The organism is Paenibacillus helianthi (assembly GCF_001909055.1).
In the GTDB taxonomy this organism is placed as follows: domain Bacteria; phylum Bacillota; class Bacilli; order Paenibacillales; family Paenibacillaceae; genus Paenibacillus_AQ; species Paenibacillus_AQ helianthi.
The window spans coordinates 44323-65354 of record NZ_LVWI01000041.1; the positions used below are offsets into that span (position 1 = coordinate 44323).

The window sequence follows — 21032 nt, forward strand, 5'->3', positions numbered from 1 at the left end:
TTCTGCTTATTTGGTCACAACGACTCGCGGATCACTCTTTTATAATACAGCACTGACAGGAAGCCGAAAATTGAATACAGCGCCGTGTATAGCAGCATGACCAGGATCGTCGGTGTGAGCATTTCTGTGCCGAAGAAGAACCAGCCGGATTTGACGGCAAAGTAACTATGGCTCAGGCCAACGACCAGCGGAATCCCGAAGTTGAACAACTGCTTGAACTGGATGCCCCGCAGGAGGTCGCCTTGGGTAAAGCCCAGTTTCCGCAGAATGGTGTAGCCTCCTTTTTCTTCCTCGCCTTCATCCATTTGCTTGAAGTACAGAATGCAGCCTGAAGTAACCAGGAAAGTTAAGCCCAAGAAGCCGACAATAAACATAATAACGCCCATATTGTTGCGCTGTTTGACTTCAAAATCATACTGCGAAAAGCTTGGATACTCGGGTGACTGATTCGTAAAAATTTGATTTGCCTTTTCTATTTGCGAGCGGTTAGCAAGCTCAATCCCGTAGTAATCCGCTTTTTCTTTTGCTTTTTGCAGCTTGGGATTCAGGCTCTTAACCAGCTCCTGGTAGACCGTCTCATCGACAACAAATATGCCAGCGCCTCCACCGTAATAATAGGGCACAATAGATTCCTTGGATATGCCTATAAGCTTCTGCTCAATCGTCCCTTTCAAAGTCTTAAGGCCAATCTCGCCGGTTTCATTCAATTTAAAAAGCGTATCCATAGCACTGTTGTACCCCATAATTCGGGCTTCGCCAGGCTTTACATCTACCCCTTCTACAGTGCTGTCGCTGACTACGGAAGTAGAAAGAACCGTGTCTTTGGAATCCTTCTCCATAATTTTCGCAGCATCGACTTCCATCTCCACGGGCTGCATATGAATTTCTTTGTATTTGATTTGCGCCGCATCCAGTGCCTGTACAAACTTCTCCTTGGCCTCCACCCGGGTGAACCCAAAATCGTTAGGTGAGCTATCCTTAGCGTTCGCTTCCGCCGAATAATAAGAGATATAGCTGAGCGACAGCAGACCGATAGCCAGCGCGGATACCGTTGTAATGATCGTCAGCAGCAGCGCATTCGACTTCATACGGAACATAATAGACGAGAGCGAAAGTACTTCATTGATGGAGAGGTAGCCTTTTTTACTCTTACGGATTGCGTTGAATACGAAGCTGACTGAGCCTTTATAGAACAGATACGTGCCGACAATAACCAGACCCAGGATGAGAATCATCGAGGTCATCAGTCCGTTCATGCTGTTTATTTTCCCGCTGAAGAGCAGAGTGGACAAATAATACCCTGACGCGATAAAGGCGAGGCCAAGCAGGCCAAAGACAATCTCCCACAGCGGCATTTTTTTAATGCGCTCCTGTGTGGTGGAAGTAGCCTTGAACAGGGAGAGAATGCTCTGCCTTTTGATGAACGTGTAGTTCATGAGCATGATGAGCAGGTAAACTGCGGCAAAGACGATAATGGTCTGCTGCAGCGCCTCAGGAGAGAAGCGAAGCTTGGCCACGGCGTCAATCGCCAGGATTTTGAACAAGATCATCAGAATCAGCCGTGACATCGCGAACCCGACTCCAATCCCGATTATCATGGAACCGAAATAGAGGATCAGGTTCTCCGCGCTCAGTAGTTTGAAGATTCTTCCTTTCGTTAATCCAATCAATTGAAACAGCCCAATCTCACGGCTGCGCCGCTTGATGAAGATCGTATTGGCATACAGCAGAAAAATCGCAACAATCGCGACTAGCAGCACCGAGGATGCACCAATGGCTGCTCCTCCTTTAACCGTTCCTTTAAGTTCCCCCATAGAAGGGTCATATTGCAGCGTGACGAAGGAGAAATACAGCGCCACACCGAAGATCAGCGCAAAGACGTACAGGTAATAGTTTTTGATGTTTTTTCGCAGATTGCGCAGGATGATATAATTCAGGCTCATTGCTGGACACCGCCCAAAACACTCGTGGTCTTGATAATATCATTAAAAAAGGACTGCCGGGATTCATCGCCTTTGTTCAGTTGAGTGTAAATTTGCCCATCGCGGATAAACACCACCCGGCTGCAGTAGCTGGCAGCAACAGCATCATGCGTGACCATTATGATCGTCGCCTGGCGCTTCGTATTCATGTCGGCAAGCTTGTTCAGCAGGTCGGAAGCTGATTTGGAATCAAGCGCACCTGTTGGCTCATCGGCAAATATAATGCTCGGATCATGTATAAACGCCCGTGCCGCTGATGTCCGCTGCTTCTGTCCGCCGGAAATCTCTGCCGGGTATTTGTCTTTCATTTCGAAGATCCCCAGTTCACCGGCTACCTGTTCAAACTTCTGGTGGGCTTCTCTCTTCGAAATGCCGGTGATGGAGAGCGGAAGCAGCACGTTTTCTTTGACGGTTAGGGTATCCAACAGGTTATATTCCTGAAAAATAAATCCCAGATGCTGTTTACGGAATTCGGCCAGCTGCTTCTCCTTCATGCCCGTAAACTCTTTGCCTTCTATTTCTATCGTTCCCTGACTTACCCGGTCAATGGAGGAAAGCACATTCAGCAGCGTCGTTTTGCCTGAACCGGAAGCCCCCATGATGCCGACGAATTCGCCTTTGCTGACTTGAAGGTCAATTCCCTTCAGCACTTCCTGTTTGTTGAATTTGTTGCCATACGTCTTATAAATTTTGTTGGCTTCTAGAATCATCATGTTCTGTATACACTCCTTAGATAGTTTTGAATCGTTTCGATCCCTCCCAAACCCTCCCTTAGCCAAGGGAGGGCCCCAAGGGCTCTGCCCTCTGGACACCCGGTTAAGTGCAATTAACGTGGGCGTTCAGACTGGCTGGACTTGGAGATGTTGGGAGTAGGAACGCTTTCCGTCCCTGCGGGACACGCTTAACTGCAGCGGCACCTGGATACGGGGTAAAGATTAAGATCAAAAGATTAAGATCAAAAGATTAAGATCAAAAGATTAAGATCAAAAGATTAAGATCAAAAGATTAACATCAAAAGACGAAGTACAAGACCCCTTGATCTTCTGATGTTGCACTATGTCTGATCTCTAAAAAGATAAGATCAAAACCCAAGATCCCTTGATCATCTGATGTTGCACTATGTCTGATCTCTAAAAAGATAAGATCAAAACCCAAAACCTCCTTGATCATCTGATGTTGCACTATGTCTGATCTCTAAAAAGATAAGATCAAAACCCGACACCCCATGATCTTCTGATGTTGTACTATGTCAGATCTCTAAAAAGATAAGATCAAAACCCAAGACCCAAGACCCCTTGATCATCTGATGTTGCACTATGTCTGATCTCTAAAAAGATAAGATCAAAACCCGACACCCCTTGATCATCTGATGTTGCACTAAGTCTGATCTCTATAGTTCTATCATAAGCGGGTTGCTTTCTGTTTTCCTGCGTTTCACCGAACAAAACAAAGAGGCATGTGACATTGTTGTCACATGCCCGAAATTCTCAGAAAATCATTTTTGCGCGGAAAGGTCAATGTAAAGGTAGTGCCTTCCCCGGGTTGGGATGCTGCCTGAATATCGATCAGCAGCGGCTCCGCCGCTTGTTTCGTCAAATAGAGGCCCATGCCTGTGGCGGCACCTTCCTGGCGGCCGGTCGTGGAAGTGAAGCCTTTATCATAAATGCGCGGCAAGTCTTTGGGGTTAATCCCTCTTCCGTGATCCTGGATGGTCAACACGACATGCTCCCCGGTGTCCTTGCTCTGAATGAGGATATCGGAGTACTCGCTGTATTTCACAGCATTTGTCAGCAGTTGTCTAAGCATAAAGCCAAGCCATTTGCCGTCAGTGAGCACTTCTTCTACAGTAAGTTCAACGTCAAACCCAACTCCTTTGGGAATACACCATGATTTTAGCGCCCGGATCTCTTGATTGAGGATCGGTTCAAGCCGGGTCTTCTCGATATACAGATCATTATGCATGAACGGAATCCGTTTCTGATGAAGCTGCTGGTCAAGCAAATGATGGATTCTCAGCCATTCGTACATTATTTGCCGCTTTAGTGTTTCGTCCGGCAGCCGTTCAATCATGAGCTGCATGGCTGTAAGCGGGGTTTTGACCTCATGAATCCAAGACAGCAGATCGTCTTTCTCCTGCTCCAGCAGATGGAAATTCGCTGAAGATTCCAGCCTATAGCGTTCGGTTTGGGCAGTCACCGCTTCCTCGACCATCCTCTCGAACGGACTGTCCGCTCCCTTGAAGGTACTCAGATCATAGACCTCATCCCAAGCCCCGATCCGGTGATAGAAGCGGGTTTCCTTATGATATCTGAGAAACACAAAAGCAGTACATACCATAACATTCAGTCCGACAATGTACAGCACGGGCATGAAGGGAATGGAAGAATCTACATAAGCCACGAACAAAAAAATGATCTGCAGCCCGCCAAGCAGAAGGAGCCAGCTGAGTTTCTCCTTTATGTATTTCTTGATCATAGTGCCGCCTCTTCGGTCGCCATATAGCCTTGCCCCACCTTGGTTTCAATATAAGCGTCCAGACCCAGAGGCTCCAGCTTCTTACGCAACCGGTTCACATTCACAGTCAACGTATTGTCACTCACAAAATGCTCGTTGTCCCACAGGTTTTTTATGAGCTCCTCTCGCTCTACAATCCGGTCTTTGCACTCTATCAGGATTTTGAGGATTAGCATTTCATTCTTCGTCAGCAGTGCGGAGTCTTGGCCTCTTGTTACAGTATTCTTCACGTATTCAATCGTTGCTCCACGCCACGTCTTCAGCTCGATTCGTTCGGTGTTATAGTTATATACCCGACGAAGGGTGGCCTGGATTTTGGCGATAAGCACATCGAAATGGAACGGCTTCTGTATAAAGTCATCTGCTCCGAACTGCATGGACATGACCATATCACTCGGGTGGTCACGGGAGGACAGAAAAATAATCGGCACATTGGAATGGGCCCTTAATATCCGGCACCAATGAAACCCGTCAAACTGCGGCAGCTGGATATCAATAATGACTAGTTCCGGCTGGACCAGTGTAAACTCCTGAACGACTTTTCCGAAATCGGAAATGCCGTACACCTCATAAGACCACTGAGATAACCGCTCCTTGATCTCACCGAATAGGGTGATATCGTCTTCAATAAGCATAATTTTGAACAATAGAGACACCTCGTTTCAAATCTGTGCAGCTCAGTGATAGAATCCAGGGTTATTTTAACATAGAACCTGTGAATTGGGTTACGTTCTCCATTCTACAGCATACTTCAGCCCTTGTTTTTATCGAATAATAGTCACATATTATGTAAAATCAGGTTATCCCTCTAGTTGATTTTGAACGCTTCCATGTAATAGAATGAACTAATTATATAGAAAAGGATGCGCATACGAAATGCGGTTGAAGGAAACTCGTACTCTCAGCAAAAGATCTATCATTTTCTTCTCTCTGATCATGCTTGCTAAAAGCTATTTTGCCTGGTATTACTTATTCGAAGACGGGCCAACCTGGACCACCTTGTTTAAAGAACTTCCTTTTGTGCTGCTGATCTTCTGCTTAATTGAATGGTTCGCCACCAAACGGAAGATCGCCATCTACATGCTTGTGAATTTGTTGATTACGGTATTGTTCTTCTCTCTGATTATCTATCATAATCATTTCGGGATTATTGCCACCTCTCAGGTATTCGGTCAGGCCAAACAGGTTGGAGCCGTTAAGAAAAGTATTTTTTCGGTCATCCACCCGCAGTACATGCTGATTTTCCTGGATATCATTATCATTAGCCTGGTTATGTTCAGCCGGAAAAAAGCAGTAGCCTGGAAGACAGCCATGTCGCGCCAGAGCAACCGCAAAGCGGTCGCCGCCTTGTTCTGTATTTCCTTCGCGATCTGCATGATGAATATTTTCCCGAACCAGGCCAGCATGAATGAAAACGTCCAGGCCGAACAAATGGGCATTCTCAATTATGAAGCCTACGCTCTGCTTGCCGAGCATAAGGAAGAACAGATTGAGCTGTCCAAAATCACACAATCCGCCATTGATGAAACAAAGGGCATTCAAGCACCAGCCCATCCGGTCATGTTCGGTGCCGCCAAAGGAAAGAACCTGATCATCCTTCAAATGGAGTCCTTTCAGAATTTCCTGATTAATTTGTCCATAGATGGACAAGAAATTACACCAAATATGAATAAGCTGGCTGCCGGGAACTTTTACTTCCCCCGCTTTTACCAGCAAGTCGGACAAGGAAATACATCCGATGCCGAATTTATTGTGAACACTTCCTTTTATGTTCCACCGGATGGACCGGCTACCGACATTTATGCTCCTAAGGAGCTTCCAAGCTTGCCTAAGCTGCTGCAGGCGCAAGGTTACGATACGGCGACTTTTCATACCAATGCAGTTGACTTTTGGAACCGCGGGGAGCTCTACAAAGCAGTAGGATTTGACCGCTACTATGACAAAGCGTTCTTCGGGGAAGATGACACTGTCTTCTACGGGGCTTCTGATGAAGTTCTGTACAAGAAGACATCCGATGAACTGGCGAGAATGGATCAACGCAGCCAGCCTTTCTATTCACAAGTGATCTCCATGTCTTCTCATAATCCTTTTTCCATTCCGGAGAGCAAATACAAGATGACCCTACCGGAACGATTCGAAGGAACATTAGTTGGAGACTATATCCGTGCCCAGAATTATGCGGACTACGCGCTTGGCCAGTTTATTGATGAGCTCCAAGCAAATGGAGTTTGGGATAACAGCTTAATCGTGTTGTACGGCGATCATCGGGGACTCCCTATTTTCTCACTGAAGGAAGCGGATAAAGCCTTGCTCGCGGAAATCCTGCATCATGAGTATACAGAACGCGATCTGATTAATATTCCGCTCATTATCGCATCCAAGGGATTGACTACACCCAGCGTGAAGGAACAATTAGGCGGGCAGGTGGATATTTTGCCGACGGTATCCAATTTATTAGGGGTATCCCTTAGCAACCATATCCATTTCGGACAGGATATTTTGAATCAATCCACCTATAATCTGCTTCCGCAGCGTTATTATTTACCTACAGGGTCATTTGTTAATAATGAAGAGCTCTTCTTATCCGGCAGCGGGTTTGAGGACGGACAGCACTATACCTTATCCGGTAATGGCAATCAACCGCAAAAAGCTACAGAAGATGAATTCAATCGTGCACTGGAGCTGCTGCACCTGTCAGACAGCTATGTCACACAATTGCCTGATCGGGAAGTTGTGGATGAGGATCATTAAAAGCGAACCCCGCTTCGTGAACTCGAGGCGGGGTTCATTTTTGTGCAATCCATCACATTTCTGGGTGTATGCAGAAAATAAAGTATTAGATTGGATGACTTTACTCCACGCGTCTATTCGAATTGTCATACCGTCAAACTCCCGAAAATAAGTTTTAGACTGAGCCTAGGAAATAAAACAGCGACAGCCAAGGACGAGAAAAATAAAGTCCTAGACTGTTGGTATTTTATTGAGCTCCCGTTTCCCGTTAGTTGAACGATTCTTCGGTTTTAAAAAATCCAACAGGATAGTTCGCGTCGTCTTCTGTATCTACATCAGGGTATCGATTAAAGACTGATTGGAGATTGCCGTGTTTGATCAGATGATCAATTAGTTGTTCAATTCTTTCCCTGCTTATAATATCAATCAATACCATGTCGCTGGACCAATAATATGTGCCGCTCATGCATTCACCGGTTTGTATGTTCTTTTGCCTCAACGTCTCGATATTTTGGTAAGTGAAAAAACTGGCAATCCATTTGGAGCGATCTGGAAAAACAACAATAACATCGGAGTTGTCATCCTTACAATCCCATGAGCCTACGGGCCATATTTCAGCTTCTATCCATACATAACGATCCGAAAAGTTCATAGCCAGTCTCCTATCTATGTGTCTGCCTTTAAGCTATCGTTCTCCCGTAAGTTCAATCATTACTAAGCCATGGTTTTTCACACCAAACAGACTTCCGGGCAACGAGCATAGTACGTTTATTCTTGTGCACGAACATTTCCTCTGGACCATCGTTGTACATATCAATCAGATGATCAGGTATAATGGCTGCATCAAAAGTCCATAAGTCCTCTTTTGTATAGCATACTAAAGCTTCCCATGGTGTTCCGTCCGTCACTTCGTTTGTGAAATACACGCCACTTTCTTTAAACTCCTCCGAAAATCTTGTCAACATTGCCCATAGTAAGGTCCTAAACTCATCTTTTAACTGCCCTGTCTTCCAATCTAGTTCGATTTCCTCTGTCCAAAATAGCAAGCTAACTTCCAGCCAAGACTCCTCAAGTTCCTTTATTACTTCTGGCGTCAATCCCATCACATAAGGACGGATATGAAGTTCAAAATCATTGTGAACGAATATTTGTGATTCAGCACCGCCGCCAACATACATAAACCCATTATCCGAGACTTCCCACTCCAATTCCGATGTGAAGTACCTTGAGTCGAGGTACAAGGAGCTTAGTACTTTTGCAAAATGATTGATAAGCTCCTTAAAGTTATGTCGGTTGCATTTGAGATACGTTTGGATATGAGAGTATTCGGGCATGAGGACACGCCTCCTCTAGCTCAGCAATTTAACCACACAAGCCTGCCAGTTAGCCTAATGAAGCATTGCCAGGCTATACCTTATTTTCTCGGTCTGTAACCATTAAAAAAAATGATCCTGTAGAGTTTACCTAGTTCCGAGATCTACGAATACCACTCCTAGTTCGCCCTTTATTCCTTTTGCCTGACATCAGAAGGTTTAACTATCACGGGTAGGCTGAACTAGTATTCTCCGTTAACGTATCGATATAACGATTTACCTCTTTAATCCTAACGATGCTCCCCAAGAGGTTTTAATTGATAGTTTGGTCTGTAAAGCCAGTGGCAGCACAAAGTTTTCTTCATCAAACTCTAGGATAAGACATTCATAGTTATCTTCACGCTTTATTTGAATAGTGCTGATATTTTCTAAGCAGTAATTGTTTATTTCTTCAGTGTTAAGATAAATTCTTAACTGACCACTCCGGCTTGCTTCTTCAAACTCGAATACAGCCTTTATATGATTTCTAACTATTTGGAATGAAATTGATGTATATTGCCATGGAACATCGTCATCGCTTAGCTCTGCTTCACATTCGAATAGGTATTCTAGTTCATACAGTTCAGGAGTTTTCATTGCTGGCCCCCAAAATCAATTTTTTTAATGTTCACTCAACATTACCACATATTAGAACTCCCCTGCCCTTTAGTTGAACGGCGGCGGAAATCTAAAATGGGTCCGCCGCCATTGAATGCTTAAAAGAATCGTTGATAAAGCTCTCTCCGACGTTCGCCGCGGAGCTGTGCGTACATTTGAGTGGTCGATGCTTTCTCATGACCTAGGATACCTTGGATGAAATCTAAGGGGGCACCGTTATCAAGGAGCTGACATGCATAAGTATGTCGAAAGCGATGCGGGTATACGTTCGCTTCAATTTCTCCCCGATCTGCAAGCCGTTTTAAGGCCCACCTAATTGTAGGTATGATTCGTTTTGTTGGTTGCGTATCGGTAACAAACAAGGCTTTGCAGGAGTCCTCACGGCTGGTCAGTACTTCTTTATCTGTCGTAAAGTAAACTTCTCTTTGCTTCAATCCCTTGCCATTAACGATTGCTGAGCAGTTCTCCCAGTTAAGATCCTCGATGTTGATCTTCTCCACCTCTCCAACCCGGCAGCCGGTGCTGTAGAGAAACTCCAACAGCGCCCTTTCCCTGAGTGACTGACAAGAGATCTTTAAGTGTATGACGTCTTCCTCAATCAAAAACTTTGGAATACGCTTATCTAATTTCGGTTCTCTTAATTTTGAGAAGGATATGAAGTCAGATACGTCTCTTCATATGCGTAACGGAAGAGAGAACGAACAAACCGAATTCGGTGACCCAGGCTGCTCGGCTTCAAACGATCAGCTTGTTTTACCATGTACTCCTTCATCATCCTATTCTTCACTTTAACCACAGGATGAAATCCTGCGAATTCATGAGTCTGAGTGAGGAAACTGAATCATTTCGAGGGAGCGTAACATAAACACGCTCGATTAAGACTGAAAGTTTAGCATTCGATAATTATTCTTTATGTAGTTATAGCCCAAGTAAATAGTCAAAATTAATGCAATGTACATAAGTACTTGATCGATACGAATTTCTGTGATGTAACTGAATGGGCGATTATTTAATAGAACTGCTGATATTGCAATAACTTGAAATACCATCTTTATTTTTCCGTATTGATCAGCTTGCATTGCGATTTTTTGAGATGATGCCACAATTCTAATCCCTGTAATTATGATTTCCCTTGCTATAATAGCAAAAGCTACCCAAGTATATATTAACTGTTCGCTTACCATTAAGATCAACGCTGCGCAGATGAGCAGTTTATCTGCTAATGGATCCAACAGCTTTCCGAGATTCGTTATCTGATTATATTTCCTGGCGATATACCCATCCAATTTATCAGTGGAAGAAGCAAGTATAAATATTGCTGTGGCATAATAAATTCCATATATATCCAAATGGTGTATAATTGGGTTTTTGCTGATTAACCATTCAGGATATATGGGAAAGAGCAGAATGAAGATGGGAATTAATAATATTCGTGCGATGGTTATTTTATTTGCTAAATTCATGTGTAACCTCCTTCATGATATTTTAAAATATTGTATCATAATCCATAATATATCAGTAGATGCTATCAAATAATCCTGGCCGTTAGTTGAATAAAGGCAGCCGTCGCGTTTACTGACCGGCTGCCTTATCGTGTTTGAGCTAGCGTTTCCAGTTAGCGTAGTAAACATTAACTTTTATTAAGGATAAGGTTCTCTGCGCTCTCAGGATTGATAGTTTCTAAGGGGTACTTTCTACTGTACCTAAAAACTTACTTTTAAAAGCCTGGTCTTGCTTACAAAACCCGAGCTCTCCAAAGTTGATTTAGAATTATGATTATAATACCAGCAACCGGGCAGCGGTTTCTTACCATTTTCTGCGCAGATGTTTTTTAAGTAGATAATAATGCTTCTCCCAGCACCCTTTTCACGATGTTCCGGCATGACATACATTCCGGTGGCATTATAGTCAGTAAAAACCCTTACTTCTTCACGCAAACCATAACCTAAGACTTCATCCCTGACACTAAGCTCATATATCTCAAATAATAATCCGTCTTTTTTAACCTTATCGGTATTAATCTCTTCAAAAAAGCCTCTTGTAATTTCATTTACTTCCGCCCACCTATCTTCGGATACAAGCCTAAAATTCGATTTTGAAAATTCAGGCGGTCTCACATCAACTCCGCTTTCTTCAAAAATAAATGCCTGTATTTCAATCTCTTTATGGTTTTCAATGCACAAAGATAAAAATAACTCATCACATGTTGGAACATAGGCAGTCTCAATACTATATTCTTTAATAACTTTATCAAATAAACTTTGTGCATATATACAATTGCGTTTTTGAATATAAAACTGCGTTAACAACACGTCTTTGTGAATTGCAAAATACCCTATCATTGCTCCATCTATTCGAATTTCATAAAAATTTGAATCTAATATGTGGTCTTCTAAAAAATTATCATATACACCGGATAAGGATTCTAGGTATTGTAAAAACATTCTGCGACATTCGTAATAAGATGAACTCATAAACAAAACATTTTGCGGTGATTTCAAGTGTTCACTCCCTTAAATAAAATTAATCGCCATTTACAACCACTAGAAGACAAGCCCCTGCCACACAAGGACGATTTCGCCTATTAAGCCAAACCATAGATAACTTGGGCTGTTACGTCTCTCTATTACAAACGATTATACACTACATCCAAATAAATACATGGTGGTTATTAGTTATAACTAAACTTTCTAGTTAATTAGTATTTTAGCGACAACGAAATGCTGATGGAAATCTATCCATCGCCACGCTATCCTGCCCGTTAGCTTAATGAATTATTGTCTAATTTTCTCAGTTTACAACTTTATTTGCCCAGTCTAACACTTTATTTTCCTTTGACACTGGGCACTTAATAAGGTCAGCGGAATAGTATATCCCAACTAGACCCAATCAAAGGATAAGTGAGGAATGCCTTATGGAGCACTGGATTAGAGTAGAACCGAATGTGAATGTATATGTCAATGATATCAATCCGCTGGGCAGAAAAACGATTGTGTTCATCCATGGCTGGCCTGCAAACCATAAAATGTTCGAATATCAATACAATTCTCTGGTGCCCCTGGGGTATCGTTGTATCGGGATAGACATGCGCGGATTCGGCAATTCGGATAAACCGCTGGACGGATACAACTACAACCGGTTAGCGGATGATATCCGGTGTGTGATCGGAGCTTTGGGGCTCCGCGATATTACATTAGCCGGGCACTCCACCGGAGGAGCAGTAACGATCCGATATATGGCCCGGCACAACGGATATGGTGTTTCCAAGCTTGCGCTGTTTGCGTCGGCAGCCCCCAGTCTGATTCAGCGGCCGGGTTTCCCCTATGGCACCACCAAAGAAGCGATTGAGCAGATCATACAGGCAACTTATCAGGATCGCCCCAAGATGCTCCGTGACTTCGGAGAACAATTTTTCTACCAAAAGGTTTCTGAGCCGTTCTCGGATTGGTTTTTCCAATTAGGGTTGCAAGCGGCAAGCTGGTCCACGATAGCCGTCTCCAGAGCCTGGATCGCCGAAGAATTATTTGTTGATCTTCCAAAAGTGCACGTACCCACATTGATTCTTCATGGCATTCATGATCAAGTATGTCTATATCCGCTGGCTGTGGCGCAGAATCAAGGGATACGAAATTCGGTGCTTGTGCCCTTTGAGAACAGCGGCCACGGACTTTTTTATGACGAACGTGAGAGATTCAACCGGGAGCTATCCAGATTTGCCTAGCAGATTACAGCTGGACTGTCGGACTGATCACAATCTCCTTTACTCAGGTATCCTCAGCGAAACACTACTTTATTATACTTCCACGTCTTCCCGTAATTCTGGCTAGTCAAATAGACCGTACCCACTACATTACCTGCTCCATCCTTACTGAGTAGTATAGGGAACTGTCCTGTTGCCCCATCGAATACCGGAGAGAGCGGCGTCAAGCTATAGTCTGCAAAACCATCGGGCAGCTTGATATGAAGCTTAGTCCAGCTCTTCCCTCCGTCCTGCGTCCAGCATATGGCCGGTTGGAAATCTGTTTCATATCTGAACCCTAAAAACCCGATCTTGTCGTTGACAAAGCCTGCTCCGGTTAATACTCTTGCGTATACTGTATTGGCATTCCCCTTCACTTCACTCCAAGACTTCCCGCCATCTTTTGTCTTGTAGATATAATGATTTTCACTGCCCATCCCGTTGAATCTGCTGAGCACTATCCAGCCTTCATTTTTGGAAATGAATCCGATGTTTTTGGTCGTGCCGATGAGCTCTTTTGTCACTGGGTACGTATTCCATGTTTTCCCCTGATTATTGGAGATAAGCACCTGAACCGGAGTTCCCCTGGAGCCTCCATAAGTAATAGCTGTTTTGTCTATGGAGATAAAAAAACCCGTTTCATGTTCGGACATTCCCGAGTCTTCTCGATAGCCCGGGATCAGGGTCAATGGGGCTTTGACCTTCGATTTGCCGTTGCTGTATGAAATGATCACATGACCATCCTTGTCGAGCGAATACGAATGACCGGCATTATAGGCAATGACCTGCTCCCCTGCCGAATCGCGTGTATATACCGTCCCCGGTTTGAGCGCTACACTGCTGCCCTCGCTGATTCCGGAGACAAACATTGCCGATAACGATATCAATAGCAACGCTCCAAACCAAGGGATTTTCCTCAACCAGAATCCTCTCCGCATTACCAATCCTCCTCCTATATTCCTGTATATTTCTCACAATAAACGATTGTCCTGCTGTAAAAGTGGCATAAAGTTATCATTCTCAATACTATTTTGTAAAACATTCCTGTTCGCCTAAAGTATCCAATCGGTATGCACAGTACTGCAGTATTTTGCTTTTGGAGGAACTCCTATTAGTCTAGTAGTCAAGACACAGAGACATCTCCGCGCAGAGAGGACTATATGAATGGACAAAAAAATGCTGGATGCCCTAAAAGAAACTCTACCATCATACGAATTCCGAATATGACGTAGAACGTGGAGTTAGCTTGTATCGAACGGATACCCTGGAGCCTGCTGAGCGCAAGCAGTTGGAGCAGTACAGGTGGGAGGCCAATGACACGCATGAAATTACACATCATGATATCAACCGGATGCTGATTGCTCTCCAATCGGACGGGCGTGCCAGCTGGTCCCGTATCGCGGGAGCTTTTATTGCGGGGGTTGGCGGAAGTTTCCCCAGGGGCGTTTCTTCTCTCATGAGTTATCAGCGGATGATCCATATGCAGGAGCATGATTACGAACAAGCCGAACGCTTTGTGTGCTGCAAATACTGCGGGTTCCATCGCGATCAATGGGAGAACCTGTCCCGGATCAGGTACGCTATTCATTTAGGTAACACCTACGGCAGCACCACTGGGGCATATACGGATCTTACCGAATTATATGAATTATTGGAGCGTGGGTATGGGTCCCCGAAGAGCGAAGATATTCAACTGTTTAAACAGCTCCTAGAGATGCTTGAAGCAGCGGCAGATGAAGAAACACCCGGCCAATTCGAGAAACGTCTGACTTCGTCCAAGCTGCTCAAAGGAACCGCAGGCACACGCAGGGACATTCTGCAATCGCTAGCCATGTTAGGTGTACTCCCGAACGCCATCCTACCGCTAGCCCCAGGTTATTGGACGAATATTGAAGAGATCCTGAATGGGGAGCATGAATTAAACAATACCAAAGGCCGCTCCGATATGGAGATGCCTTGGGCTGGCTGGCAAGGCAAGCTTGGCGTGAACAGAGATATTCTGGTTCAGCTGTTTGGAGAGTATATTTAGATGCTATTCGCATCTTTTGATTCCTTATGGCTTCCAGTAAACGTAATACGTCCCCAGCAATGAGCTAACTTCATCCATTAGCGGATAAGACGGAAGAGATTGAACTGATGCTGCCCGGCGGGTAATTAGCGGTTCTGAGAGATAGAGCTTATTTCGGACAATGATATGTGAATTAGCAGGAAGATTGCTTGCACTGCGGGTGACCTTGATTTCATGCGGGTGATAAAAAAGACGGTACGCTTCTTCACAAGTCTGCCTGGCGTCAAGCAAAATAGATTGAACTCTGGCATCCGTCATTCCTAGAAGTGATTCAACTGAAACTATATTTGCTTCAAGTAGAATCGAAACCAGATGCTTCAAAATTGCGTTCGGCCCGATATTTACTACAGAACAATGAAACCTTGCCTCGGAAAGGATACATTGCAGCACTGTTTCGGCAGTCTCGACATCCATCGTGATGTGATTGCCTTCCCTTGTGATTTGGCCTAAGAGCATTCCCGGCAACGGAACGAGTCCTGTCATTTGTGCACTCCTCAGCCATGAATCCAGATGGTCCAAATGGACTTTGTTTTCTTTATTTCTTAAAGGACTTGCGGTATTGCCTTCTATTAAATCTAATATAGCAACTGGATCGACATTGTATCCTGCAAGGATATCACCAATCTCAGAGGAGAATAACAGCTCACGGGTTCTTGTATGATGATCGATCCCTTCGATCTGCTCCAGTACATGGCTAAAGGGACTGTGTCCGATGTCATGCAGAAGCGCTGCAATCCTAAGCTCAGCCGATTCCGGACAAAAATAGGCAATGAGAGAGAACACGCCAATGGTGTGCTGCAGACGTGTTGCCACATGCTGAGTATTGATGTAGCTGCAGCCGTTATGGTGAATGAAATGCAGCCTGCGTACAGGAGATGATTGCAGCAGGGCATCTTCGATTTTCGTTAACCTTGTCCTAAGTCCCCACACCGGTTCCCATATTTCTCTTCCGCCCGTTATCTGGGCGCTGTATTCATAGATGATCTGGCTCAAACTCCTGCCCCCCATATTACTCCATTGATTGCTCCGTGAAAGGGCTTATGTATTCCGTTTATAATCACTGAGACTGGCGGGAATATGTCCCGCTCCAAGTATTATGCTGAAGATAAGCAGATAGCCGGAGTGCAGAATCACTGAAGCGGACAGAAAATAGAGGACCGGACTTAACGCCAAAGGCACAGGAACACCCATGAGCGGTGTGAACAGCAATCTGTACGCTCTTCCGTTCATGAAGTATCTTCCCCATCCGAAGTAGTACATGCCCAGCGAGAGCAACATCACTACCAGAGACAGGACCTCATAAACGTTCTGTAAATGAAGGGAATAGAAAAGTGGAACGGTGATCACACCCATTCGCCCAATGAATTCTGCTCCAGTCAAAAGAAGATTCCTCGCCGTCTCGCCAGGCATGTTCTGAGGCTCAAATTTGAAAAATAGCAAATTAGGCAGCAATATCATCAGCGGTATTATTAGGCTTACAGGATGAAACATGATGATCCCCCTAACCAAGATTCAAGCATTCCACCTTGAAATCCTTATAGTAATCAATCCACAGGAATGTTAAAGAATTCACCGTTCTCCCAAACCAGTTCCCCTTCCTTAACTAGAGTCATATTCTCAATATCTGTCTTGGAAGGGTATGTACGTAATACATCTAAACTGGTTTTACTCGTACCCGTATTTTTAATACGGTAAACTCCAATCTGCTTATCTTCAGTTTTCAGGATCAGATCATACTGGCGGAAATCCGTTTGTGCCGGTTTGCTTGAAATGATATGCTCGGTGGAATTCTGCAGGTCCAGCCACGCAATAACCGAGCGGTGAAGTCCTGAGCCAAAAGAATATGCATAGACTATATCCACTGTACCGTCTTTATTGACATCATAAGGGACAGCGCTTGTTACCCCAAATCCGCCGAACCCCATACCGATCTGCACAGCACTCCCATCAGACACGGCAAAGGTATCCCAGCTCGAAGTCGCTTCAATATTTTTAAAAAGCTGATGCCCTGTTTGTTCCCAAATGTCAGAGGGGGTGATGTCGATCAGGTGTGAGGCCATTTCACTGGAAGTTGATAAGTTCTTATTGGCCAGAATCAATGCACCCGCTTGCTCAGAAGTTAACTTATGGGGGAGCTCTTCCGATACTTTGCCAGATGGGTCACCTGAATCACAAGAGGTTGCAATACAAGAAACTACAAAACACAATGCCATAATCTGCACTTCTATGGGCAATCTCATTCTCATGCTGGTATCACCTCCAATCCATTGATTTTCCTTATTATAACATATCATCTTCATTAATCGTTGGTGCTAATAACTCGTGAAGAAGGTTCACAAGCACTACAACGGGATTACAAATATTTATTGATTATACGTTTCATCTATATGATTTCCATGTATATTTGAAGTTTCAACAAGCTTGTACGTACCTTCTATTTTTTCATATGTATAATTTACATTAGGCTCATCTTTGAATCTTACGGTAGCCTGATAATCATCAGATTTAAAACTATAGACTCCCTGAACTTTTTGAAATTCATCAACAGAGTATGACCGTTCATTGATAAGATATTCTCTTACTTCATTTGCAATTCCACTTTTTTTCTGCGGTAATCCTGTCAATAAAAAACAGCTGCCGACTAAAATCACAGCAAGCAGTATTGTTAGAACAATAAAGAGTCCTCTTTTTCTATTCAAGTCTTCCCCTCCGTTTAAAATCACATAATATTATGAAAACCTTTAATTTCTTTACCCTGTAGCGTGTATGGTTATTAATTCCAATATTAACTAGCTCTTCAGATAGATTCAACCCAACTATAATCAAAATAAACAACCGGACCTAAAAGGTAGGGGCATTTGTACTCCAGAAAAGGTCCCCCGGATCATATCCGAGAGTAAAAAACGCCACGGCAGGCACCAAAATAATCTCAAAAAAAGCACCTCAGAAAATCGAGATGCTCTAATCTGGTTGTTACATGTTAAATATATCAAGCGAAATATCTTCTAGTACCTATGGTTCTATTCCCTACTTCGTTTCCAGCTCTTCTGCAGCTTGCGGATAAATACGATCTGGCCGATATGATAGGCATTATGGGTAGTCACATTCCCGACGATTTCCCACCACTGGCTGCCGGGGAACTCCAGCACGTCTTCCGCCAGCTGTGCTTCGGTTAACAGTCTCCGCCAATTCAACAGCACCTCCAGCAACCTTGCTTGAAGCTGCTCAAAAGAGGTACTCTGGGGAAGCTGAAATGTAAGATTGTTGCTCTCTACAGAGGGTACGGCATGAACACTGGCTTCAAGGTACCGAGTCTGCCAGGTCTGATTCCAATACAGCAGATGTTGAACCAATTCGGCAATGCTGTTGCTGTCTTCGTCCGCCTTCCACAGCGCCTCATCTTCGCTTAACCCCTGCACCGATTCTGTAAAGGTAACATACCAGCTAGGGTCATTTGCATTTGCGAGCAGCTGGTTGCTGAGCACTTCCTTAGCCTGAACCATTTCTATTACACCTGCCTTGTCGATGTTAGGATGTAATCATACCTTACCATATCAACCCGACAGGCGGGTCAATTGAACCGGTATCCAAATTTCACTTCTGTACGCCGGCGAGGCCGTATCCTTGCTCTCATTCCATAAAATCTCCGGCCCTTCTACCAGCTCGTAATTGGAAGAAGGGAACCATTCGGAGTAAATCCGGCCCCAAATATTCTGGAGAGTATCCGGGAACGGCCCAACCGCTTCAAATACTGCCCATGTGGAAGCGGGAACCTCAAGCTGCGCGTAGTGCCCCGGACCTTCAAGCGAGGTAGCTACACCGATATAGTGGTCCAGTTCTCCTTTTTCCTCCATGCGCCCTTCAGAGAAATTCACCGATGCGCTGATCATCCCGGCCGGATCGATATTCGACAGCCCCTTAAGCTCGGTAATCATTTGCATATTCAGGCTCTGCCACATGGCAGCAATCTCCGGATTCACGCCGCCAAATTGAATCGGAACCCTCTTCTTCAGTCCAACAATGCGAAAAGCCTCTTTTTCCTCCATACGGTAATTCATTTCACTGCCTCCCCTAATCGTCAACTGAAAAGTCATCCGAGGGAAGGATTTCAGGGAGAACCCGCCCGCCCGCGCTTCCGATGGAGTCACTCCGTGAAAAAGCTGGAACGCCTTCGTGAACGCATCCGGTGAGCTGTAACCAAAATTCAGAGCTACATCGATGATCCGCCGCGGACTTTGCTGCAGCTCAAATGCGGCCAGCGTCAGGCGTCTGAAACGGATATACTCCGACAGTGACACTCCCGCAAGGAATGAGAACATCCGCTTGAAGTGATATTCGGAGCATAATGCTCGTCTGGCAGCCTCCTTGAGATCCACCTCTTCCTTGAGATGTGCTTCAATGTAAGCTAGAGCATCATTCATGTTCTCCAGCAGATTCATTTCACTTCCTCCTCCCCTCATTCCTAGAATAACAGCCCTTCAGGACCCGGTTCCGACAGTTGGTGCACCATATTGACGGGTCATTCCCCTTTGATTTGATTGCTGCAATAATATACTATAGTCATTAGCCTTCAGGGTGTATATTCATGTGACTACTTGTATAGGAGGTCATTATGAACATCGCATCCTTCATTCTGTACTGTATTGTGGTCACCTTTACACCCGGACCTACCAATATTGTCATTCTATCATCCGTACAGCATTATGGTGCCAGAAAAGCTATGGAGTATGTGTGGGGAGCGACAATTGCTTTTGGTCTGCTGCTTGCTGCTTCCGCTCTGCTTAACCGTGTGCTTACCGGAATTATTCCAAATATACTTGGCATCATGCAGATCGCAGGCAGTGTATATATGCTCTACCTTGCTTATCAGATCTATCGAATGGGGCGAGCGGACGCCACGCCGGTGCAGACAACCAGTTTTACCTCAGGCCTGCTGATGCAGTTTATCAATCCGAAGGTGCTGCTATTCACTCTAACTGTAATTCCCAGCTACGTGTTGCCCTATGATACTTCATCATCCGCTTCCTTTCTGTTTGTGCTGATGATTACAGTTATCGGATTTCTGGCGTTTGTGACCTGGGTCGTGTGCGGCGCTGTCTTCAGAAGATTGCTGCAGGAGCATCACCGGTTGATTAATACTCTAATGGCCTTGTTTATGTTATATTCTGCAGTAATGGTATCGGGAATTCTAACTTGGAGGTGAGCCGCGTGGAGAAATTCAACTATGCCAAATCAGCAGATATCCTGGCTTTGTCGGCAAGTTTTACTGATTTCACTTATAAAAAGCATTGCCACGAGGAATATGCCATCGGCGTAACCCTGCGCGGCATACAGCAGTATAATCTGGAGGGAAGCTATCAGGCCTCCCATAGAAATGGCGTCATGCTGTTCAACCGGGAACAGTATCATGACGGCAGCTCTTATGACAGGGAAGGCATTGACTATGTGATGCTGTACATCAAGCCGGACTTGTTCTCGGAGATCCTCGGCGGCCAAGAATTGCGCTTCTCCTCTCCCATTGTCTACGATGCAGAGTTAGCGTCGTGCATATTAAGACTGAGTTATGCCATACAGTCGGGCAAAGATGAAGTGCTGTGCAGCGAGCTGCTAATGAAAATAGCCGGTCTCGTCTCACAGACGCATTTCGATACGGGGCAGAGAACGAATAACAAGCTTGTCGAGCAAGCAAAAGAAAAAATGTATTTCAGCATAGATCACGTATTGAAGCTGGACGATCTTTGCCAGGAGTTTGGAATGTCCAAATACCAGTTCATCCGGGCATTCAAGAGCCATACCGGCATCTCACCATATCAATTCTTCCTGAACTGCAAAGTAGAGCATGCCAAGCAAGCCATCGAGCGGACCAAGGATGTCTATACCGCCGTCACCGAATGCGGATTTACGGATCTGACCCATCTCAACAGGCATTTCAAAAGTATGTTCGGCATTACGGCCTATGAATATAGGTCACAGCTGAATTGAGAGATTGACAGTCTTTTATTCCTGTTGCAAAAAAAGCCTGTAGATTC

General features: G+C 44.7%; 22 protein-coding genes. 5 read left to right on the forward strand and 17 right to left on the reverse strand.

Going from position 1 to position 21032, the window contains the following annotated elements; all coding sequences use genetic code 11:
- Positions 1-14 precede the first annotated feature (14 nt).
- The 4 genes from A3844_RS15035 to A3844_RS15050 all read right to left on the reverse strand — a co-directional run bounded on the left by A3844_RS15035 (position 15) and on the right by A3844_RS15050 (position 5143).
- A complete protein-coding gene (locus A3844_RS15035; protein ID WP_074107793.1) occupies positions 15-1943 on the reverse strand; it encodes an FtsX-like permease family protein in 1929 nt (642 codons plus the stop codon).
- Positions 1940-2695 carry an ABC transporter ATP-binding protein gene (locus A3844_RS15040; protein WP_074087930.1) on the reverse strand — a complete coding sequence of 252 codons (756 nt, stop codon included), beginning with the start codon at positions 2693-2695 and terminating at the stop codon, positions 1940-1942. Before A3844_RS15040 ends, A3844_RS15035 begins: the two co-directional genes overlap by 4 nt.
- Before the next feature lie 757 nt (positions 2696-3452).
- Positions 3453-4457 carry a sensor histidine kinase gene (locus A3844_RS15045; protein WP_074107794.1) on the reverse strand — a complete coding sequence of 335 codons (1005 nt, stop codon included), beginning with the start codon at positions 4455-4457 and terminating at the stop codon, positions 3453-3455.
- Positions 4454-5143 carry a response regulator transcription factor gene (locus tag A3844_RS15050; RefSeq protein ID WP_074087928.1) on the reverse strand — a complete coding sequence of 230 codons (690 nt, stop codon included), beginning with the start codon at positions 5141-5143 and terminating at the stop codon, positions 4454-4456. The genes A3844_RS15045 and A3844_RS15050 overlap by 4 nt, the downstream gene beginning before the upstream one ends.
- A 229-nt stretch (positions 5144-5372) precedes the next feature.
- Between A3844_RS15050 and A3844_RS15055 the strand changes: the two genes are divergently transcribed.
- Complete coding sequence (locus A3844_RS15055) at positions 5373-7247, forward strand: LTA synthase family protein (RefSeq protein ID WP_074087926.1); 1875 nt, start codon at positions 5373-5375, stop codon at positions 7245-7247.
- 247 nt (positions 7248-7494) lie between these two features.
- Here A3844_RS15055 and A3844_RS15060 read toward each other — a convergent pair whose 3' ends face one another.
- The 6 genes from A3844_RS15060 to A3844_RS15085 all read right to left on the reverse strand — a co-directional run bounded on the left by A3844_RS15060 (position 7495) and on the right by A3844_RS15085 (position 11697).
- A complete protein-coding gene (locus A3844_RS15060; protein ID WP_074107795.1) occupies positions 7495-7878 on the reverse strand; it encodes a hypothetical protein in 384 nt (127 codons plus the stop codon).
- A gap of 52 nt (positions 7879-7930) precedes the next feature.
- Positions 7931-8560, reverse strand: a complete 630-nt coding sequence (locus A3844_RS15065; protein WP_074107796.1) for a hypothetical protein — start codon at positions 8558-8560, stop codon at positions 7931-7933.
- A gap of 255 nt (positions 8561-8815) precedes the next feature.
- On the reverse strand, positions 8816-9175 hold the full coding sequence (locus A3844_RS15070) for a hypothetical protein (protein WP_074107797.1): 360 nt from the start codon (positions 9173-9175) through the stop codon (positions 8816-8818).
- 119 nt (positions 9176-9294) lie between these two features.
- Positions 9295-9735, reverse strand: coding sequence for a tyrosine-type recombinase/integrase (locus A3844_RS15075; protein ID WP_244169778.1), 441 nt, complete (start codon positions 9733-9735; stop codon positions 9295-9297).
- 336 nt (positions 9736-10071) lie between these two features.
- On the reverse strand, positions 10072-10659 hold the full coding sequence (gene pgsA / locus A3844_RS15080) for a CDP-diacylglycerol--glycerol-3-phosphate 3-phosphatidyltransferase (RefSeq protein ID WP_074107798.1): 588 nt from the start codon (positions 10657-10659) through the stop codon (positions 10072-10074).
- Positions 10660-10899: 240 nt separating this feature from the next.
- Entirely contained in the window at positions 10900-11697 is a 798-nt protein-coding gene (locus A3844_RS15085; protein ID WP_074107799.1) for a hypothetical protein, read from the reverse strand.
- A gap of 413 nt (positions 11698-12110) precedes the next feature.
- Between A3844_RS15085 and A3844_RS15090 the strand changes: the two genes are divergently transcribed.
- On the forward strand, positions 12111-12917 hold the full coding sequence (locus tag A3844_RS15090; protein ID WP_074107800.1) for an alpha/beta fold hydrolase: 807 nt from the start codon (positions 12111-12113) through the stop codon (positions 12915-12917).
- A 53-nt stretch (positions 12918-12970) separates the two neighbouring features.
- On the opposite strand, the gene A3844_RS15095 is transcribed toward A3844_RS15090, so the two are convergent.
- Positions 12971-13873, reverse strand: a complete 903-nt coding sequence (locus A3844_RS15095; protein WP_074107801.1) for a WD40/YVTN/BNR-like repeat-containing protein — start codon at positions 13871-13873, stop codon at positions 12971-12973.
- A gap of 308 nt (positions 13874-14181) precedes the next feature.
- Between A3844_RS15095 and A3844_RS15100 the strand changes: the two genes are divergently transcribed.
- Positions 14182-14964, forward strand: coding sequence for a hypothetical protein (locus tag A3844_RS15100; RefSeq protein ID WP_208619432.1), 783 nt, complete (start codon positions 14182-14184; stop codon positions 14962-14964).
- Positions 14965-14988: 24 nt separating this feature from the next.
- On the opposite strand, the gene A3844_RS15105 is transcribed toward A3844_RS15100, so the two are convergent.
- The 6 genes from A3844_RS15105 to A3844_RS15130 form a co-directional block, all read right to left on the reverse strand.
- Positions 14989-15996: an HD domain-containing protein gene (locus A3844_RS15105; RefSeq protein ID WP_074107802.1), complete on the reverse strand. Its 1008-nt coding sequence runs from the start codon at positions 15994-15996 to the stop codon at positions 14989-14991.
- Positions 15997-16041: 45 nt separating this feature from the next.
- Entirely contained in the window at positions 16042-16494 is a 453-nt protein-coding gene (locus tag A3844_RS15110; protein WP_074107803.1) for a hypothetical protein, read from the reverse strand.
- A gap of 53 nt (positions 16495-16547) precedes the next feature.
- Positions 16548-17237 (reverse strand): hypothetical protein, encoded by a 690-nt coding sequence (locus tag A3844_RS15115; protein WP_167374685.1) that lies wholly within the window; start codon positions 17235-17237, stop codon positions 16548-16550.
- A 129-nt stretch (positions 17238-17366) separates the two neighbouring features.
- Positions 17367-17702 carry a DUF3139 domain-containing protein gene (locus tag A3844_RS15120; RefSeq protein WP_074107805.1) on the reverse strand — a complete coding sequence of 112 codons (336 nt, stop codon included), beginning with the start codon at positions 17700-17702 and terminating at the stop codon, positions 17367-17369.
- Between the two features lie 321 nt (positions 17703-18023).
- Positions 18024-18506, reverse strand: coding sequence for a DinB family protein (locus A3844_RS15125; RefSeq protein ID WP_074107806.1), 483 nt, complete (start codon positions 18504-18506; stop codon positions 18024-18026).
- Positions 18507-18557: 51 nt separating this feature from the next.
- Entirely contained in the window at positions 18558-19442 is an 885-nt protein-coding gene (locus A3844_RS15130; protein ID WP_074107807.1) for an AraC family transcriptional regulator, read from the reverse strand.
- A 173-nt stretch (positions 19443-19615) separates the two neighbouring features.
- Here A3844_RS15130 and A3844_RS15135 point away from each other — a divergent pair, with 173 nt between their 5' ends.
- Both A3844_RS15135 and A3844_RS15140 read left to right on the forward strand, forming a co-directional pair.
- Entirely contained in the window at positions 19616-20206 is a 591-nt protein-coding gene (locus A3844_RS15135; RefSeq protein ID WP_074107808.1) for a LysE family translocator, read from the forward strand.
- Between the two features lie 5 nt (positions 20207-20211).
- Entirely contained in the window at positions 20212-20985 is a 774-nt protein-coding gene (locus A3844_RS15140) for an AraC family transcriptional regulator (RefSeq protein ID WP_074107809.1), read from the forward strand.
- Positions 20986-21032: the final 47 nt, after the last annotated feature.

Coding starts and splice junctions, on each gene's coding strand:
- A3844_RS15125 (WP_074107806.1), bottom strand. CDS start 18,506: ATGGTTCAGGCTAAGGAAGTGCTCAGCAACCAGCTGCTCGCAAATGCA.
- A3844_RS15060 (WP_074107795.1), bottom strand. CDS start 7,878: ATGAACTTTTCGGATCGTTATGTATGGATAGAAGCTGAAATATGGCCC.
- A3844_RS15110 (WP_074107803.1), bottom strand. CDS start 16,494: ATGTTTCATCCTGTAAGCCTAATAATACCGCTGATGATATTGCTGCCT.
- A3844_RS15090 (WP_074107800.1), top strand. CDS start 12,111: ATGGAGCACTGGATTAGAGTAGAACCGAATGTGAATGTATATGTCAAT.
- A3844_RS15065 (WP_074107796.1), bottom strand. CDS start 8,560: ATGCCCGAATACTCTCATATCCAAACGTATCTCAAATGCAACCGACAT.
- A3844_RS15045 (WP_074107794.1), bottom strand. CDS start 4,457: ATGATCAAGAAATACATAAAGGAGAAACTCAGCTGGCTCCTTCTGCTT.
- A3844_RS15130 (WP_074107807.1), bottom strand. CDS start 19,442: ATGAATCTGCTGGAGAACATGAATGATGCTCTAGCTTACATTGAAGCA.
- A3844_RS15055 (WP_074087926.1), top strand. CDS start 5,373: ATGCGGTTGAAGGAAACTCGTACTCTCAGCAAAAGATCTATCATTTTC.
- pgsA (WP_074107798.1), bottom strand. CDS start 10,659: ATGAATTTAGCAAATAAAATAACCATCGCACGAATATTATTAATTCCC.
- A3844_RS15035 (WP_074107793.1), bottom strand. CDS start 1,943: ATGAGCCTGAATTATATCATCCTGCGCAATCTGCGAAAAAACATCAAA.
- A3844_RS15095 (WP_074107801.1), bottom strand. CDS start 13,873: ATGCGGAGAGGATTCTGGTTGAGGAAAATCCCTTGGTTTGGAGCGTTG.
- A3844_RS15070 (WP_074107797.1), bottom strand. CDS start 9,175: ATGAAAACTCCTGAACTGTATGAACTAGAATACCTATTCGAATGTGAA.
- A3844_RS15040 (WP_074087930.1), bottom strand. CDS start 2,695: ATGATGATTCTAGAAGCCAACAAAATTTATAAGACGTATGGCAACAAA.
- A3844_RS15135 (WP_074107808.1), top strand. CDS start 19,616: ATGAACATCGCATCCTTCATTCTGTACTGTATTGTGGTCACCTTTACA.